The 16306-nt window shown below is 28.2% G+C and carries 17 protein-coding genes and 1 tRNA gene; 9 read left to right on the forward strand and 9 right to left on the reverse strand.

The genetic code is table 11. The features are described 5' to 3' along the window. The 3 genes from ACTTAX_RS05975 to ACTTAX_RS05985 all read left to right on the forward strand — a co-directional run bounded on the left by ACTTAX_RS05975 (window position 1) and on the right by ACTTAX_RS05985 (window position 3551). Window positions 1–90 (forward strand) — tRNA-Ser (locus tag ACTTAX_RS05975). 114 nt (window positions 91–204) lie between these two features. Further along, a complete protein-coding gene (locus ACTTAX_RS05980) occupies window positions 205–2268 on the forward strand; it encodes a DNA gyrase subunit B (RefSeq protein ID WP_440693620.1) in 2064 nt (687 codons plus the stop codon). Window positions 2269–2270: 2 nt separating this feature from the next. After that, window positions 2271–3551, forward strand: coding sequence for an ActS/PrrB/RegB family redox-sensitive histidine kinase (locus ACTTAX_RS05985; protein WP_440693622.1), 1281 nt, complete (start codon window positions 2271–2273; stop codon window positions 3549–3551). Here the strand turns inward: ACTTAX_RS05985 and ACTTAX_RS05990 are convergent. The 3 genes from ACTTAX_RS05990 to ACTTAX_RS06000 are packed head-to-tail and all read right to left on the reverse strand — an operon-like array spanning window position 3548 to window position 6839. Next, the gene (locus ACTTAX_RS05990) at window positions 3548–5347 is read right to left on the reverse strand and encodes a cobaltochelatase CobT-related protein (RefSeq protein ID WP_440693624.1); all 1800 of its coding nucleotides are present in this window, start codon (window positions 5345–5347) and stop codon (window positions 3548–3550) included. The two genes, ACTTAX_RS05985 and ACTTAX_RS05990, sit on opposite strands and share 4 nt — an antisense overlap. Next, entirely contained in the window at window positions 5348–6322 is a 975-nt protein-coding gene (cobS, locus tag ACTTAX_RS05995) for a cobaltochelatase subunit CobS (RefSeq protein ID WP_440635164.1), read from the reverse strand. After that, a complete protein-coding gene (locus ACTTAX_RS06000) occupies window positions 6306–6839 on the reverse strand; it encodes a J domain-containing protein (RefSeq protein WP_428079254.1) in 534 nt (177 codons plus the stop codon). The genes cobS and ACTTAX_RS06000 overlap by 17 nt, the downstream gene beginning before the upstream one ends. A 17-nt stretch (window positions 6840–6856) precedes the next feature. Between ACTTAX_RS06000 and ACTTAX_RS06005 the strand changes: the two genes are divergently transcribed. After that, the gene (locus ACTTAX_RS06005) at window positions 6857–7117 is read left to right on the forward strand and encodes a BolA family protein (protein WP_440650634.1); all 261 of its coding nucleotides are present in this window, start codon (window positions 6857–6859) and stop codon (window positions 7115–7117) included. On the opposite strand, the gene aroB is transcribed toward ACTTAX_RS06005, so the two are convergent. Continuing rightward, the gene (gene aroB, locus ACTTAX_RS06010; RefSeq protein ID WP_440693626.1) at window positions 7109–8212 is read right to left on the reverse strand and encodes a 3-dehydroquinate synthase; all 1104 of its coding nucleotides are present in this window, start codon (window positions 8210–8212) and stop codon (window positions 7109–7111) included. The two genes, ACTTAX_RS06005 and aroB, sit on opposite strands and share 9 nt — an antisense overlap. After that, window positions 8199–8711: a shikimate kinase gene (locus ACTTAX_RS06015; protein WP_440693627.1), complete on the reverse strand. Its 513-nt coding sequence runs from the start codon at window positions 8709–8711 to the stop codon at window positions 8199–8201. Before ACTTAX_RS06015 ends, aroB begins: the two co-directional genes overlap by 14 nt. 57 nt (window positions 8712–8768) lie before the next feature. On the opposite strand from ACTTAX_RS06015, the gene ACTTAX_RS06020 reads away from it, so the two are divergent. The 5 genes from ACTTAX_RS06020 to truA are packed head-to-tail and all read left to right on the forward strand — an operon-like array spanning window position 8769 to window position 12891. Continuing rightward, window positions 8769–8951, forward strand: a complete 183-nt coding sequence (locus tag ACTTAX_RS06020; protein WP_075505937.1) for a hypothetical protein — start codon at window positions 8769–8771, stop codon at window positions 8949–8951. After that, the gene (locus ACTTAX_RS06025) at window positions 8926–10683 is read left to right on the forward strand and encodes a hypothetical protein (RefSeq protein WP_440693629.1); all 1758 of its coding nucleotides are present in this window, start codon (window positions 8926–8928) and stop codon (window positions 10681–10683) included. The genes ACTTAX_RS06020 and ACTTAX_RS06025 overlap by 26 nt, the downstream gene beginning before the upstream one ends. A 24-nt stretch (window positions 10684–10707) precedes the next feature. After that, window positions 10708–11226 carry a peptide deformylase gene (gene def, locus ACTTAX_RS06030; RefSeq protein ID WP_440693631.1) on the forward strand — a complete coding sequence of 173 codons (519 nt, stop codon included), beginning with the start codon at window positions 10708–10710 and terminating at the stop codon, window positions 11224–11226. A 3-nt stretch (window positions 11227–11229) separates the two neighbouring features. Continuing rightward, the gene (gene fmt / locus ACTTAX_RS06035; protein WP_440693633.1) at window positions 11230–12150 is read left to right on the forward strand and encodes a methionyl-tRNA formyltransferase; all 921 of its coding nucleotides are present in this window, start codon (window positions 11230–11232) and stop codon (window positions 12148–12150) included. Further along, window positions 12151–12891 carry a tRNA pseudouridine(38-40) synthase TruA gene (gene truA / locus ACTTAX_RS06040; protein ID WP_440693635.1) on the forward strand — a complete coding sequence of 247 codons (741 nt, stop codon included), beginning with the start codon at window positions 12151–12153 and terminating at the stop codon, window positions 12889–12891. On the opposite strand, the gene ACTTAX_RS06045 is transcribed toward truA, so the two are convergent. The 4 genes from ACTTAX_RS06045 to dapD are packed head-to-tail and all read right to left on the reverse strand — an operon-like array spanning window position 12871 to window position 16306. Then, window positions 12871–13362, reverse strand: a complete 492-nt coding sequence (locus ACTTAX_RS06045; RefSeq protein WP_440647315.1) for an SET domain-containing protein — start codon at window positions 13360–13362, stop codon at window positions 12871–12873. The genes truA and ACTTAX_RS06045 overlap by 21 nt on opposite strands. 31 nt (window positions 13363–13393) lie before the next feature. Next, entirely contained in the window at window positions 13394–14323 is a 930-nt protein-coding gene (locus tag ACTTAX_RS06050) for a histone deacetylase family protein (protein ID WP_440693637.1), read from the reverse strand. Continuing rightward, on the reverse strand, window positions 14320–15477 hold the full coding sequence (gene dapE, locus ACTTAX_RS06055) for a succinyl-diaminopimelate desuccinylase (protein ID WP_440693639.1): 1158 nt from the start codon (window positions 15475–15477) through the stop codon (window positions 14320–14322). Before dapE ends, ACTTAX_RS06050 begins: the two co-directional genes overlap by 4 nt. A 1-nt stretch (window position 15478) precedes the next feature. After that, entirely contained in the window at window positions 15479–16306 is an 828-nt protein-coding gene (gene dapD, locus ACTTAX_RS06060; RefSeq protein WP_440693641.1) for a 2,3,4,5-tetrahydropyridine-2,6-dicarboxylate N-succinyltransferase, read from the reverse strand.

A 16306-nucleotide genomic window follows, 5' to 3' on the forward strand; every position in this document is an offset into this window, starting at 1 on the left:
GGAGAGGTGGCCGAGTGGTTGAAGGCGCACGCTTGGAAAGCGTGTAAAGGAGCAATTCTTTCATGGGTTCGAATCCCATCCTCTCCGCCATTAAATTCGTTAAGTTTTTCAACAATAATTTGAGTATTTAACTGTTAAATTATTAAGATAAATCAGCAATTTTTCAAAAAAATGTTATAATTTTTTCTTTCCAAATTTTAAAAAATGACAAGCAAAAATACATATCAAGCAGATTCAATTAAAGTTTTAAAAGGTCTTGAAGCAGTCAGAAAAAGACCTGGGATGTATATAGGGGATACTGATGATGGTACCGGTTTACATCACATGGTTTATGAGGTTGTAGATAATTCGATTGATGAGGCATTAGCAGGTCATTGTAAAAATATTAATGTAAAAATAAATTCTAACGGAACAATTACAGTAAATGATGACGGAAGAGGTATACCTGTCGATATGCATAAAGAGGAGAAAAAATCTGCAGCCGAGGTAATTATGACTCAACTTCATGCTGGTGGTAAGTTTGATCATGACTCATATAAAGTTTCTGGAGGATTACATGGTGTTGGTGTTTCTGTAGTAAATGCATTGTCGGAAAAACTAGAATTAGAAATAAATAGAGATGGAAAAAAACATTTTATAGAATTTAATAATGGTGAAGCAAAATCTCCTCTTAAAGTAGTTGGAAAATCTAAAAATACAGGAACTCAAATAACATTCCTACCATCGAAAGATATTTTCTCATCAATTAAATTTAGTGCAAATATTTTAATTAAAAGGATGAGAGAGTTAGCATTCTTAAATAAAGGTATAAAAATAATCTTTACTGACGCAAGTCAAAAAAAAGAAAAAACATCTGAATTTAAATTTGATGGTGGTGTTTTAGAGTTTGTAGATTTTTTAGATGAGAAAAGAGAAAAACTACAAAATAAAAATGGTAATGATTTGTTTCGAAAACCAATTTATATTGAAGGTAAAAAAGATAGCATTGAAATAGAGTGTTCATTAAAATGGAATGCAGGTTATGCAGAAGATATATTTCCATACACAAATAATATTTATCAAAAAGATGGTGGAACACATTTATTAGGTTTTAGAAGTGCTCTTACAAGGGTCGTAAACAAATATGCCAATGAAAATAATTTATTAAAAAAGAATAAATTAGCTATTTCAGGAGATGATATTAAAGAAGGCTTAACATGTGTGCTTTCAACTAAAATACCTGATCCTAAGTTTTCTTCACAAACTAAAGACAAACTGGTTTCATCCGAGGTAAGAATGATTGTTGAAACTTTAGTTAATGAAAAACTATCAATATGGTTTGATCAAAATCCATCGATTGCCAAAATAGTTTTGGCTAAAGTCATTCAAGCGGCAATGGCCAGAGATGTTGCTAGAAAAGCTAGAGAAAATGTAAGAAGAAAGGGAGCTCTTGAATTAAGTGGATTACCTGGAAAATTGGCTGATTGTCAGATAGGAAAACAAGAGGGTACAGAATTATTTATTGTTGAGGGAGACTCAGCAGGTGGTTCCGCTAAACAAGGAAGAAATAGAGCAAATCAAGCGGTTTTGCCCTTAAGAGGTAAAATTTTAAATACTTATGTTGAGGACATAAATTTAAAAAAAAATGGCAATGGCAATGGCAATGGTTCAGATCTAAGAACAAAAGCTCTTGCAAAAATGATATCTTCAAATGAGATAGTAACATTAATTAATGCACTGGGACTTGATCCTAAATCTCACGAAATAGATTTAAAAGACTTAAGATACGGTAAAATAATTATAATGACCGACGCCGATGTTGATGGTTCTCACATAAGAGCATTGTTGTTAACTTTTTTTAATAACAAACCATTTAATAAATTAATTGAAAATGGTCATGTTTATTTAGCCCAACCACCATTGTTTAAAATTAATAAAGGTTCAAAAGGGATTTATATTAAAGATGAAAAAGAATTAGAGGATTATATCGTAAATAATAACAAGGAATTAAAGAAATTAAAAAGAGGCTCAAAAGACTATTTAAATGCATTAGATTTAGAAAAATCAAAAATGAATATACAAAGGTTCAAGGGTCTTGGTGAAATGAATCCAGAAGAGTTGTGGAATACAACTTTAGACCCTGAAACTAGAAATTTACTTCAAGTGCAGTACTCTAAAGATCTTAAAAAAGATCAAAGTCTTATCCATACACTAATGGGAAGTGATGTTGCATTAAGAAAAGATTTCATAGTCTCAAATGCTATCAATGTAAAAAATCTTGATATTTAAAAATGAAGTTTTTTGAAACTTCGAAACACCATTCATTCAAAAAATCCACTTATATTACCTTAAGATGGATTGGTATAATTGGACAGTTAATTGCAGTTAATTTTGTATACTTTGCATTAGATTTTAAATTTGACTTTATAACTTCTAATCTAATTATATTTATTGGTATTATAAGTAATTTTTATTTAATTTTTATTTATAAAAAAACTCAATTATCTGACAGATCAGCTTTCATTTTTTTAGTTATTGATATTTTGCAATTAGCTATTTTACTTTATTTGTCAGGTGGGATTCTTAATCCATTTGTTATTTTTATAATTATTCCAAGTGTATTTTCATCATCTAATTTAAGTTTTAGAACAAATACTATGCTTGTGTTATTAACAGCTTTATCAATTATATTTTTAACTTTTTACTCAACAGAATTACCCTCTCCACTTGGAGATCATTTTCATGTAAGTCCTTATTATTATTATTCTATCCCGATTGCTTTGATTATTGCTCTTGTTTTTTTAAATTATTTTGCAATGACATTTGGAACTCAATCTAGGTTAAGAAAAGAAGCTCTTACGAAAATGGAAGAAGTAATGGCCAAAGAACATGAACTATTGTCCTTAGGCGGTCAAGCAGCAGCAGCTGCTCATTCATTAGGAACACCGCTTTCAACTATAAAAATAATTACACAAGAATTACTGAAACAATTTGAGGGCAACAAAGACGTAGAAAAAGATATTAATTTATTATCTAGTCAGGTTGAAAGATGTAATGAAATACTAAAAAAATTAACTTTAAATCCAGACGAAGAGGATGAGTTTATTGATGTAGATATTACAGTTAGAGATTACCTAAATGAAATTTTAAATTCATTTAAAGAGATAAGTACTAAGAAGTTTATTTTTAATTTTGATCAAGACTCTAATTCGAAAAAAATAGTTAAATCTATAGAAATTGTTTATGGACTAAGAAATTTTATAGGTAATGCTAATAAATTTTCTGATGAAAATATTTTCATAAATTTAAAGAGTGATAGTGAAATTACCGAAATCAGTATTGAGGATGATGGTCCAGGTTATCCAAAAGATATTTTATCAAAAATAGGAGAGCCATATTTAAAATCAAATAATCCTCAAGATAAATCAAAAACAGGACTTGGTTTAGGTTTGTTTATAGGAAAAACACTGTTAGAAAAAAATTTCGCTAATGTGATTTGTAGAAACTCTAAAACAAGATCTGGTGCAGAAGTAATAATTAAATGGAGAAATACAGATTTATTTAATATTTAATGAAATTTTTTCTTTGTTTCGAACAATGAGCTAAGTTGAGATATCATTACATCTCCTAACTCATTTACATCAGTAATTTTTATAGCTCTGTTGTAATATCTCGAAACATCATGTCCAATACCAATCGCTAAAATTTCAATATCAGATTTATTCTCAATAAATTTGACCATTTTCTTCAAATGTTTTTCTAAAAAATCTCCTGAATTTACTGAAAGTGTTGAGTCATCAACTGGGGCTCCATCAGAAATTACCATTAAAATTTTTCTTTCTTCTTTTCTTTTTTTAATACGGTTGTATGCCCAAGATATAGCTTCTCCATCAATATTTTCTTTTAACAAACCCTCTTTTAACATCAGGCCTAAATTATTTTTTGCTTGTCTCCAATGTGTATCCGCACCTTTATAAATTATATGTCTTAGATCGTTAAGCCTCCCAGGTGTTTTTGGTTTTGAATTTTTAGTCCAAAATTCTCTACTCTGTCCACCTTTCCAGTTTTTTGTTGTAAATCCTAAAATCTCTACTTTAACCGAACATCTTTCGAGTGTCCTTGATAAGATATCTGCACAAATAGCAGCAATCGTTATTGGCCTTCCTCTCATAGAACCAGAATTATCAATAAGTAAAGTTACAACTGTATCTTTAAAATCTAAATCCTTTTCTTTTTTAAATGACAAAGAGTTATATGGATCCATTATTATTCTTGGTAACTTTGAACTATCAAGTAAGCCTTCCTCTAAATCAAATTCCCAAGCTCTATTTTGCTTTGCTAGTAATTGTCTTTGAAGTTTATTAGCTAACTTGGTAATTACATCTTGGAAACCAATTAATTGTTGATCTAAATTTTTTCTAAGTTTAGTAGCTTCATCTGCATTTTCTAGATTTTCAGCTTTAACAACTTCGTCATATTGTGTAGTAAATATTTTATAATCAATATTTATACTATCAATTTTTTTTTGAATTACCTGCTCTGAGTTTTGTTCATCAGACTCAACATCAGATAACTGCTCATCTAAATTAAACTCATCTATACTATAATCAGCATCAACAGATGCTTCTGTTTGCTGTTCATCATTTTCATCTTTGCTATCTTCATTATCTTTATTTTGATCATCATTTGAGGGATTATCTTGACCTTGATCTTGATTTTTTTCCTCTTCTTGATCTTCCTCATCACTTTGAAAAATATCCATTTCTTCTAGTATTTCGGAAAATTTAGAACTGTATGTGTTTTGATTTTCTAAATTATTTAATAAAAACTCTTTATGTTTTTTAATTGATTGCTCAAAATCTTTTTCCCAGAAATTAAGCATTCTAGATGTTAAAGGATTAAGGTCTATATTATGAAAATTTTTAAGCATATATAGCTCAAACGCTTCAGCAACAGGAACGTCTTCTTTCGTTTTAAGCTGATCTTTTCTTTTACGATTAATTATTTGTGAATAGTTTTCAGAAAAATTTTTTTGAATTCCTTTTAACATTTTGCCTCCTAGGGCTTCATATCTAATCTTTTCAGCTATATTATATAAAGATCTAGAGGAAGTGTTTGAAGGCAAATTTTTTCTATAAATTTTTTCATTAGAAAACCTTTTTTTAAGTGCCGTAGAGTCTGTTTCAGCCCTTAATTTTATAAAATCACTTGGACTAGTTAGATCATTTATTTCAAAAGACGAAATATCTTTAATCTTTTTATCTTCAGAAGATTTGTTGTTTATATCAATATCGTCTGCGATAACTTTTGCTGTTGAAGATAAAGCAATTCTAAATTTTTCTTTTAAATTTGTTTCTTTATTGCTCATTTAAATTTGAATATTGATCAAAGACTCAGGCAATTCTTCACCAAAACATCTTTGATAATATTCTGCGATTGTATTTTTCTCAATATCATCGCACTTATTTAAAAAAGTTACTCTAAATGCATATCCGGTATCCTTAAAAATTTCAGAGTTCTCAGCCCAATGAAGAACTGTTCTTGGGCTCATTACAGTAGATATATCTCCAGCAATAAAACCTTTTCTAGTTAAGGATGCTACTTTAATCATATTAGCAACTTTTTCTTTTCCCTTAGCATTATTTAAATTTTTATTTTTTGATAAAACTATATCCATTTCTCTATCTAGGCTTAGATAGTTTAATGTTGTTACAATATTCCATCTATCCATTTGACCTTGGTTGATCTGCTGTGTTCCGTGATAAAGCCCAGTAGTATCACCAAGCCCAACGGTATTAGATGTAGCAAATAACCTAAAATACTTATTTTGACTAATTACTTTGTTTTTATCTAGTAGCGTGAAATTACCTTCAGCCTCCAACACTCTTTGAATAACAAACATAACATCGGGTCTTCCAGCGTCATACTCATCAAATACTAAAGCAACTGGATTTTGAATTGACCATGGGAGAATACCCTCATTAAACTGTGTTACTTGTTTTCCATCTTTAAGTACAATTGCATCCTTACCAATTAAATCTATTCTACTAACGTGGCTGTCTAAATTTACCCGAATACAAGGCCAGTTTAATCTTGCAGCTATTTGCTCTATGTGTGTTGATTTTCCAGTACCATGATATCCTTGTACCAATACTCTTTTATTAAACGCAAATCCTGAAATGATTGCAAGAGTAGTATCTCTATCAAATTTATAATTTTTATCTATTTCAGGTACATATTCACTTCTTTTTGAAAAGGCATCTACTTCCATTTCGGAATCTATTCCAAAAGATTGTTTTAAAGAAACTTTTATGTCAGGTTGGATGTTAAGATTTGGAGTCAATTTTTTCCCTATAAGTATTTTTTAGCTGCGTATAAGCTAAAGTTATCAGTTTTAATTTTTCCTCGTATTTTTTATTTCCGGCATTCATATCAGGGTGAAATTTTTTAACAAGCACTTTGAATTTTTCTTGTATTTTTTGCCACTTTAGACCTACAGATATTCCTAATATTCCAAATGCTTTAATATCTTTATGATCAAATTTAAATTGACGCATATGATTATAGTCCCCATTGAATTTATCTTTATCAAATTCATCTTTTAAGGTTGTGTTCCATAGGACTTTAAAAAAATTATCTGAAGAACTAAAATTTTGAGTGGGTTTATGCCAAGTCATATCTGACTTTAAAAAATTGATTACTTGATTATCACTCATCCCAGAAAAATAATTCCAGTTTTTGTTAAATTCTTTAACATGTTCCAGACAAAGCATTCTATATTTCCTGCTATTATCCTTCTCAATTGGCGCTCTGTATTCACCAATTTCATTACAATTATTCCAGTCACAAATATTTTTCATGATATAATATTTACTATATGGATATAAATGAATTAATTGCAATTATAAAAAAAAAATTATCAGATCAAATAAATATTCAAAGTATAGATATAGAAGATAAATCTTTTCTTCATAAAAATCACAAAGGTAATCAGGAAGGCAAATATCATTTAAAATTAAGTATAGTTTCTGATGAGTTAAAAAATATGAACAGAATTGAAAGCAATAAAAAAATTTATAAAGTATTAGATAAAGAATTGAAAGAAACTATTCACTCAATTCAAATTCAATTATCTTAAGTAATCATTAAAAAATTTTTTCAGTCTTTGTTTTGTATATTCAATATTAATTTGTGGAGATCCAATTTTTTTTAAAAGTACTAAATTAATTTTTTGAGATTTATTTTTTTTATCCTTTGTCATGAAAAATAATATTTTATTTATATCTTTTTTTTTAAAAAATTTATTAACAGATATTGATAGATTTAAATTATTGATATGATTTAATATTAGGTTGTAATCGCTTTTTTTAAGTATTTTTAAATTTAAACTAAAACTTAGTGCCGTCCTTATCCCTAGAATTACTGCTTCACCGTGATTTAATTTCTTGTTGTAATTTAGGGTTGCTTCATAAGCATGGCCAAATGTATGTCCAAAATTTAAAACTTTTCTTAAATTTTTTTCTTTCTCGTCTTTTTCAACCACACTTTTTTTAATTTTACAGCTTTCATAAATTGCTTTTTCAATAAATGGAGAACTCAGTTTAGTAATTTTATTCACATTCTTATTTAAAAATTTGAAGAAATTTTTATCTCTTATTAGAGAATGTTTTAAAATTTCACCATATCCACAAACAATCTCTCTTTTTGGCAGCGATTTAAGAAAATCAACATCTGATATAACTAAGTTTGGTTGATAAAAACTACCAATTAGGTTTTTTCCATAATGTGAGTTTATGCCAGTTTTGCCACCAATCGAAGAGTCGACTTGGGATAGAAGTGTTGTTGGTATATTTATAAATTTCATACCTCTTTTAAAGATACTAGATGCAAAACCACTTATATCACCTGTAATACCCCCACCTATTGATATTAAACAGTCATCTCTAGAAAAGTTTTTATTTAATAAAATTTCTAGGATCTTATTAATAATATTAAAGTTTTTATTGGCCTCACTGGCATTAAAAAAACATATATGTATTTGCTTTTTATTTAATGAATTTTTTATTTTAGTGATAAATTTTTTTGGTACATTTTTATCAACTACAAGAAGACATTGATTGAATGTTAAGGAATTATTTTTAATTATTTTTGAAAAGTTAGTAATTAGATTTGATCCAATTATTATTGGATATTTTTGTGTTTTTGTTTTAATTTTTAATTTAATTGGTTTCATAAATTTCTTTAATTTTGCCTACTATTTCATTTTTAGTAAGATTATCACACTTGATTTCATATAAGGCTTTAGAATAAATGTTAGTTCGTTTTTTAATTAAATCAATTAAATCATTATCTGTAGCATTAATTGTTAAAGGTCTTTTTTTGCTATTTTTAATTCTTTCAATTAAAATTTTTTCATTCCAATTTAACCAAAATGAATAATGATTTTTTAAAACTTCATTTCTAATATTTTTATTTGCAAAAGCACCCCCTCCTAGAGAGACAACTGTAGAGCTAAGTTTTAATTTTTTAAGTGTAATTTTTTGTTCAATTTTTCTAAAATATTCCTCTCCTTTTGTTTCGAATATTTTTCGAATTGTAGTATTTAAATTTTTTTCTATTTCTTTATCTACATCTACAAAATTTAATTTAAATTTTTTCGCTACCAAAGAGCCTATTGAACTCTTACCAGAACCCATCATACCTAAAAAAACAAGATTTTTTTTTGATTTCATAAGTTTAAATATTGAAAAAACACAAATATGTCTTAATTTGAAATTATCTAAAGTTATATGCAATTCAACAAAAATACAAGTTCAGGTAAAAAAAGTATAATTGGACTAGTTGTTAAATCTATTTTTGGACTAGTAATTGTTCTTGGCGTTGTTTTAATTCTCAATTCAATTGATTTTCCCGCTCCTAAAAAAGAAATTGAAAAAATTATTCCAAATGAAAATTTTAAAATTGTTAAATAAAAAATTCTTTTTTATTTTTTTAAGCTATCTAATTATTTTAAATCCTATTCACGCAGAAGATAATCCAATTGATATATGGAATCTCGAAAAAAAAGAAAATGAAACTATTGAGGAAGCAGTTATTACTGAAGGTGAAAATAATAACAATCAAATAAGTGTTTTTGATATGCAGTCAGATAAAAATACTGGCTCAATAGAATTAGATGAAAATTTAATATCAAAAGAAATCAAAATTGTAGGATTATATGATCCTGAAGAACATGGTTTGACTATTGATATGTGGACTAATTCTGATGGTCAAAAGTTAAAAAATTTATTTAACAGTTTAGAGAAAATTAATCTTTCTAATGATGCCCTAGAAATTATGGAAGTCTCATTATTAACAAACGCTCATTATCCTAATCAAAATATTACTGAAAATGAATTTTTAAAATTTAAATCTGATTGGTTAATTAAAAATTCTAATTTAGAACTCATTGAAGAATTTTTGGTTAATAATCAAATTGTAAATTCTCATCCTAAACTAACCAGACATTTATTAGACAACTATTTATCAGGCCAAGATATAAAAAAGACCTGTGAATTTTTTACAAAAATTAAAGAACCAGTTGAAGATGAATATTTATCTAAATTAAATTTATATTGTTTGGTTAATTATGGAAAAAATGAAGAAGCTCAATTAATTCTAGATCTTAAAAAAGAGTTAGGATTTCAAGATGAATATTTTGAAAATAAAATGAATTACCTGTTTGGTTATATTGAGGAAGCATCCAAAGAAATTTCTGAAAGTTCAGTATTTGAGTTTCACTTAGCTCATAGAACAAATCCAGAATTTTCATTTGAGCCCAATGAAAATACGCCTCAATTAATTTGGAAATATCTATCAAATTCAAATTTACTACCAGATCTAAGTAATGTTGACATAAATGATCAAGATAAAATCTTAATTATTGAGAAAGCTGCAAATTATAAAATTTTCTCAGAAAAAGATTTATTTGAATATTATAAAAAATTTCAATTTAATATTGATCAATTGTTAAGTGCAACTGATACTTACAAGTTGTTGTCTCCGTTAGAAGCAAGAGCATTAATTTATCAAAGAGCACTTTTAACGAGTGAACCAGAATTGAAATTGGAATTTTTACAATTGTTGAAGCAGCTATTTGAGGACAACAACATTGGATTAGCTTTTGATATAGAGCTAAATAACTTTTTGAACGAAATTGAAGTAGATAATGTTCCCTCAGATTATTTAAGTTTCTACAATAACTTTTCAAAAAATCAGAATTCAGAGTTCAAAAAAATTCAATACAATAATAATATTTTACATCAATCTAAGTGGGTAAATTATTTTAGAGGAGATTATTCAAAATCTGAAATACAAGAAGATTTAAAAAAATTTCTTGATAGAATAATTTTTAGTAATGAAACTTTGTCCACTAAAGATATAATTTTTATAGAAAGTCTGAAATCAGACGGAGTAGAAATACCTAGCGAGTATGACAGTTTATTTTCACAAAAGCCTTATGAGCTAGATGAAAGTTTAGTGGACTTGATAGAGGCAAACGAAGTTGGAACAGTTTTATTGTCTTTAATTGAGATAATAGGTAATAACAAAATAGAAAATATTGATGAAAAAAGACTTTATTTAATTTCGAATACACTAAATCAAATAAATGCTGATTTAATAAGAAATAAACTATTGCTAAAAGTTCTTCCTTTAAAAGTATAAAAATTATAATAACATGCAAATTTTATGGCGATAAGAACGATTATTACAGAACCAAACAAATTACTTCGACAAGTATCAAAATCTGTAGAAGCTGTTGGAAGTGAAGAGCAAAAACTAATGAATGATATGCTCGATACAATGTATGATGCAAATGGCATTGGTCTTGCAGCAATTCAGATTGGTATACCAAAAAGAATTATAGTTATGGATATAAGCAAGGATGAAAATAAAAAAGAGCCTAGATACTTTGTAAATCCTGTAATAAAAAATAAAGATCCACTCAAGGCAACTTATGAAGAAGGATGTTTATCTGTACCAAATCAATTTGCTGAAATAGATCGACCAAGTAAATGTGAAGTAGAGTATTTAGATTACAATGGAAAAAAACAGCTACTAAAGGCAGATGGATTACTTGCAACATGCATACAGCATGAAATGGATCATTTGGAAGGGATATTATTTATCGATTATCTCTCAAAACTAAAAAAATCAATGATCATAAAGAAACTTTCAAAATTAAAATCAAATACAGTTGAAGTTTAAAAAATGTCAAAAAAGTTAGTTTTTATGGGTACACCCATGTTTGCTGTACCAATTTTAAAATCTTTATATCAAAATGGATATAATATTTCTTGTGTGTATACACAGCCACCTCAAAAATCAAAAAGAGGGCAAAAAATTAATAAGTCTCCAATACAAGGTATTTCTGAAACTTTAAATTTAGAATATAGAACGCCGCCAGTTTTAAATAATGAAGAGGAGTATAATTTTTTAAATTCTTTAGATGCTGATTTAGCAATAGTGGTTGCTTACGGACAAATCATACCTAAAAAATTTATAAACCTAATTAAAAAAGGTTTTATAAATATACATGCATCTTTACTGCCTAAATGGAGAGGTGCTGCACCAATTCAACGATCAATTATGAATTTAGATCAAGAGACTGGAATAAGTATAATGAGAATTGCTGAAAAATTAGATACAGGACCAGTTTGTAATAATTATAAAATTCAACTTAATGAAAATTTGAATGCGTTAGAAATTAGTGAAAAGCTTTCTAACTTAGCAGCAGAAAAAATTTTAGATAACGTAGATGATATTTTAGAGGATAAAGCAAGTTTTATTGAGCAAGATCATTCGAATGCAACCTATGCATCTAAAATTCAAAAAACTGAAGGTCAAATTAATTGGGATGAAAATGCTGAAAAAATTATTGGTAAGATAAATGGTTTATACCCATCACCAGGAGCATTTTTTATGTTTAATGGAGAAAGATATAAAATTCTAAAAGCTCAAGTTGGAAGAGCTCAAGGAAATCCAGGGTCAGTATTGAGTGATAATCTTGAAATTGCATGTGGTAATAATCAATCGATAATTATTAAGGAAATTCAGAGGCAAGGGAAAAGACCTCAAAATATTATTGAATTTATTCAAGGTTCGCAGATAAAAAAAGGCTTAAAGATATAAATGTTTAGATATCAGCTTTTGATAGAATATTTAGGCACAAATTACAAAGGTTGGCAAATTCAAAAAAAAAACAAAACCATTCAAGGAATACTTCAAGACAAAATTAGAAAGTTATTAAAAGAAAACATTACTATAGTTGGATCGGGTAGAACAGATGCTGGTGTTCATGCTATCGAGCAGTCCGCGCATTTTGATTTAAAAAATAAATTATTGAGCTTAGATAAATTTATTAACTCAATTAATCACTTTTTAAAAAATGAAAATATTGCAATCCTTAAAATAAGAAAAAGGACCAGCAACTTTCACTCAAGATTTTCTGCAAAAAAGAGAGTTTATAAATATGTCATTTTAAATAGAACAAGTTCACCTGTAATTGAAAAAAACCAAGTCTGGCATGTAAGAAAAAAATTAGATTTAGATTTGATGAAATTAGGGGCAAAGAAATTAGTTGGTACTAAAGATTTCTCAACATTTAGGGCCTCAAGTTGTAATGCTAAGAGTCCAATTAGAACGATGGATTTTGTAAAATTAAAATCTTTAAATGATAAAATAGAAATTCAGTTTAAATCTCAATCTTTTCTTCAACAGCAAGTACGATCTATGGTTGGTTGTTTAAAATATTTAGGTGAAAAGAAATGGGATTTAAAAAAATTTGACAAAGCTCTAAAATCTAAAAAAAGGTCGCTGTGCGCTCCACCAGCACCACCTACTGGATTATTTTTATCTAGAGTTTTTTATTAGTTTTTTTTTATTACTCATGGCAAATTTTTTATTTATTCGCCATCTAGATTCTGCTCTTACAATGTATCCACAACAATTTTTTGACTTACACTTACAGGGAAATTGTTTGTAATTTTCATCATAACCAAAACCATAATCGCAGGTAAATTCTTCACCTTTTTTGATATCTCTAATTGCTTTAACCCAAATTTTTAGACCCTTACCATCATAATCACAATTATTGTCACAAGAATGATTAATTAATCCTGCAGTATTCCATGAAAAATCTCCATCAAGGTCATATCTTTTGTTGATAGTAAATAAATAGATTGGTTTACTATTGTCATATTTATCAGACTCTTCAGTTTGTTTTTTTGTAATTAGTTTACCAACGTAATCGATTATCTTTGTACCTTCTTTGATATCTTTAGTTGCATAAAGTCCTCTACCTTTTTTATCGATATCCGATTTTTTAATTTTATATAATTTCATTGAGTTTTATTTAGTTTTTTATTAGGAATTATCAATTAAATTCTATTAAAGCATCAACATGTCTTTGTGTACTATCTTGTAGTGCTTTTAAGTCATATCCACCTTCTAGTATAGATACTACATTACCTCTACAAAATGATTTTGAAATTTCTAAAGTTCTTTTTGTAATTGTATAATAATCTTCAGCATTAAGTTTTAATTGTGCCAAAGGATCATCAATATGAGCATCAAAACCTGCAGAAAATAAAAGAAATTCTGGTTTAAATTCATTTAATTTTTTTAATACCAGTTCATATGCATTTAAATATTCTCTAGCACTTGTTCCAGCTTCAAGTGGAATATTTAAAATATTATTAAATTTTCCAATCTCTTTTTCCGAACCTGAACCTGGATAATATGGAAATTGATGAGTGGAAATATATAAAACTTTTTCATTGTTGAAAAAAATATCTTGTGTCCCATTTCCATGATGGACATCAAAATCAATTATAGCTATTTTTTTATAACCATATTTTTCAATTAAATAATTAGCCCCAACTGCAACATTGTTGTAAATACAAAAGCCCATGGCCTTCTCTTTTTCTGCGTGATGACCTGGGGGTCTCACTGCACAAAAAGCATTTTTAAATTTTTTTTCTTCCACACCATCGATCGCTGCAATAATTGATCCTACAGCGTCCATTGTTGCTTCTCTACTACCAGGGGAGACAACTGTATCTCCATCTAAAAAATTAAATCCATTTTGAGGGTAAGATCGATCGACATGATCAATATATTCAGATGAGTGAGTTTTTATTAATATTGATTTTTCAAATTTTGAAGGCTTTTTCCAAATTAAATTTTTGTTATCTAATTTTTTAAAGTTATCAATAACAGCTGTAACTCTATCAATTTTTTCAGGATGTCCATCTCCCGTATTGTGATTTTTGTATGTATCAGAAGTAATTAAAGCTGTTTTCACTTAAAGTAATTCTTTAAAATATTTGAATAAATTAAAGTTAATTTTTTTAAATCACTTAAAGAAACTGCTTCGTCTACTTTATGCATTGTTTTTCCAACTAAACCAAATTCTAAACATGGAGCAATCTTTCTAATAAATCTTGCGTCAGAGGTGCCTCCTGTGGTTGAGAGTTCAGGCTTAATTTTAGTAATCTTTTTAATTATATCTTGTATCATATATGTGGTTTGGTTTGGTTTAGTCAAAAAAGCTTCACCAGATACACTATATTCAATTTTGTAATTTGAATTATTTTTATTACAAATTTTCTTCAATATTTTATTTATTTTTGTCTTAATTGAATTCGATGAATGTTTGTTATTAAACCTAATATTAAAAGTTGCTTTAGCTAAACCTGGAATTACGTTATCAGCTGTATTATCAATATTTATTTTCGTAACTTCCAGGTTTGTTGGCTGAAAGTCTTTTGTTCCTTTGTCAAATTTAATTTCCTTCAATTCTTTTAATATTTGAACAAGAGCAGTTGATGGATTGTTAGCCCTATGAGGATAAGCAACATGACCCTGAACACCTATGACTGAAAGTCTACCATTCATACTTCCTCTTCGACCAATTTTAATCATTTCTCCCAATTTATTTGGATTAGTTGGTTCTCCAACCAAACAAAAATTAATTTTCTCTCTTCTTTTCAATAAGTATTCGACAACTTTTTTTGTACCATTAATAGCAATTCCTTCTTCATCACCTGTAATTAGTAGGCTTATAGAGCCATTAAATTTTTTGTTATTTTTAACAAAAATACTGACAGCAGAAACAAAGGCTGCAATAGAGCTTTTCATGTCATTTGCTCCTCTACCAATTAAATGTCCTTTTTTAATTGAGGGTCTAAAAGGATTTACAGTCCAATCTTTTAAGTTTCCAGCAGGTACAACATCTAAGTGACCAGCGTAGCAAAAATTTGGACCTTTGGTTCCAAGTCTTGCATAAAGATTTTTTACTGATTTAGTGTTTTTTTCCTTAAACTCTAATATTTTAGTTTTGAAACCAAGTTTTTTTAATTGTTTTTCTAAGAATTTCATTACCCCAGCATCTATTGGTGTTATAGAAGGGTAACGAATTAGCTCTTTGGCTAATTGTAATTCATTAATGGTTTGCATTTTAATCTCTTAAAAGATCGTTTACCGATGTTTTAGATCTTGTTTTTTCATCTACTTGTTTGATGATCACTGCACAATACAATGAGGGCGCAGCAGGATTGTTTTTGTCTGGTAATGATCCAGGAACAACGACTGAGTAAGGAGGTATTTTACCGTGAGTTACTTCACCAGTTTTTCTATTAACGATTTTAGTTGATTGGCCAATATACATACCCATACTTAGCACTGAACCTTCACCAACTATTACCCCTTCTACAACTTCTGACATAGCACCTACAAAAACATTATCTTCAATAATAGTCGGAAGTGCTTGTGCTGGTTCTAAAACTCCACCAATACCAGTTCCAGCTGAAATATGACAATTTTTTCCAATCTGACAGCAACTACCTGCACGACTAAATGTATCCATCATTGTTCCTTCATCTATGTAAGCACCAATATTTACATAACTTGGCATTAGAACAACATTTTTAGCAACATATGATCCTTTTCTCATTGCAGTATTTGGTACCATTCTAAAACCTGCTTTTTCAAAATCATCGTTTGACCATCCGGCTGTTTTTCCTTTTAACAAATGAGCTTTATCTCTCCAAGCTGAGTAGGGACCATCTAAAGTTTCCATTCCATGAATTCTAAAACTTAGCATAATTGCTTTTTTTAGGTGTTGATGAGTTACCCATTCACCATCAATTTTTTCAGCAACTCTAGATTTACCACTATCTAGATCTTCTATTACTTGATTAATAGTATCTTTTAATTTTTGATCTGAATTTTGATTAACTTGATCTTTGTTTTCCCAAGCTTCATTTATAATGTTTTCTATACTCAT

Source organism: Candidatus Pelagibacter sp. HIMB1695 (assembly GCF_052047655.1).
Taxonomy (GTDB): Bacteria; Pseudomonadota; Alphaproteobacteria; order Pelagibacterales; family Pelagibacteraceae; genus Pelagibacter.

Coding starts and splice junctions, on each gene's coding strand:
- ACTTAX_RS05980 (WP_440693620.1), top strand. CDS start 205: ATGACAAGCAAAAATACATATCAAGCAGATTCAATTAAAGTTTTAAAA.
- dapE (WP_440693639.1), bottom strand. CDS start 15,477: ATGCAAACCATTAATGAATTACAATTAGCCAAAGAGCTAATTCGTTAC.
- ACTTAX_RS05985 (WP_440693622.1), top strand. CDS start 2,271: ATGAAGTTTTTTGAAACTTCGAAACACCATTCATTCAAAAAATCCACT.
- fmt (WP_440693633.1), top strand. CDS start 11,230: ATGTCAAAAAAGTTAGTTTTTATGGGTACACCCATGTTTGCTGTACCA.
- ACTTAX_RS06020 (WP_075505937.1), top strand. CDS start 8,769: ATGCAATTCAACAAAAATACAAGTTCAGGTAAAAAAAGTATAATTGGA.
- ACTTAX_RS06025 (WP_440693629.1), top strand. CDS start 8,926: ATGAAAATTTTAAAATTGTTAAATAAAAAATTCTTTTTTATTTTTTTA.
- ACTTAX_RS06000 (WP_428079254.1), bottom strand. CDS start 6,839: ATGAAAAATATTTGTGACTGGAATAATTGTAATGAAATTGGTGAATAC.
- aroB (WP_440693626.1), bottom strand. CDS start 8,212: ATGAAACCAATTAAATTAAAAATTAAAACAAAAACACAAAAATATCCA.
- ACTTAX_RS05990 (WP_440693624.1), bottom strand. CDS start 5,347: ATGAGCAATAAAGAAACAAATTTAAAAGAAAAATTTAGAATTGCTTTA.
- def (WP_440693631.1), top strand. CDS start 10,708: ATGGCGATAAGAACGATTATTACAGAACCAAACAAATTACTTCGACAA.
- ACTTAX_RS06045 (WP_440647315.1), bottom strand. CDS start 13,362: ATGAAATTATATAAAATTAAAAAATCGGATATCGATAAAAAAGGTAGA.
- ACTTAX_RS06015 (WP_440693627.1), bottom strand. CDS start 8,711: ATGAAATCAAAAAAAAATCTTGTTTTTTTAGGTATGATGGGTTCTGGT.
- ACTTAX_RS06005 (WP_440650634.1), top strand. CDS start 6,857: ATGGATATAAATGAATTAATTGCAATTATAAAAAAAAAATTATCAGAT.
- truA (WP_440693635.1), top strand. CDS start 12,151: ATGTTTAGATATCAGCTTTTGATAGAATATTTAGGCACAAATTACAAA.
- dapD (WP_440693641.1), bottom strand. CDS start 16,306: ATGAGTATAGAAAACATTATAAATGAAGCTTGGGAAAACAAAGATCAA.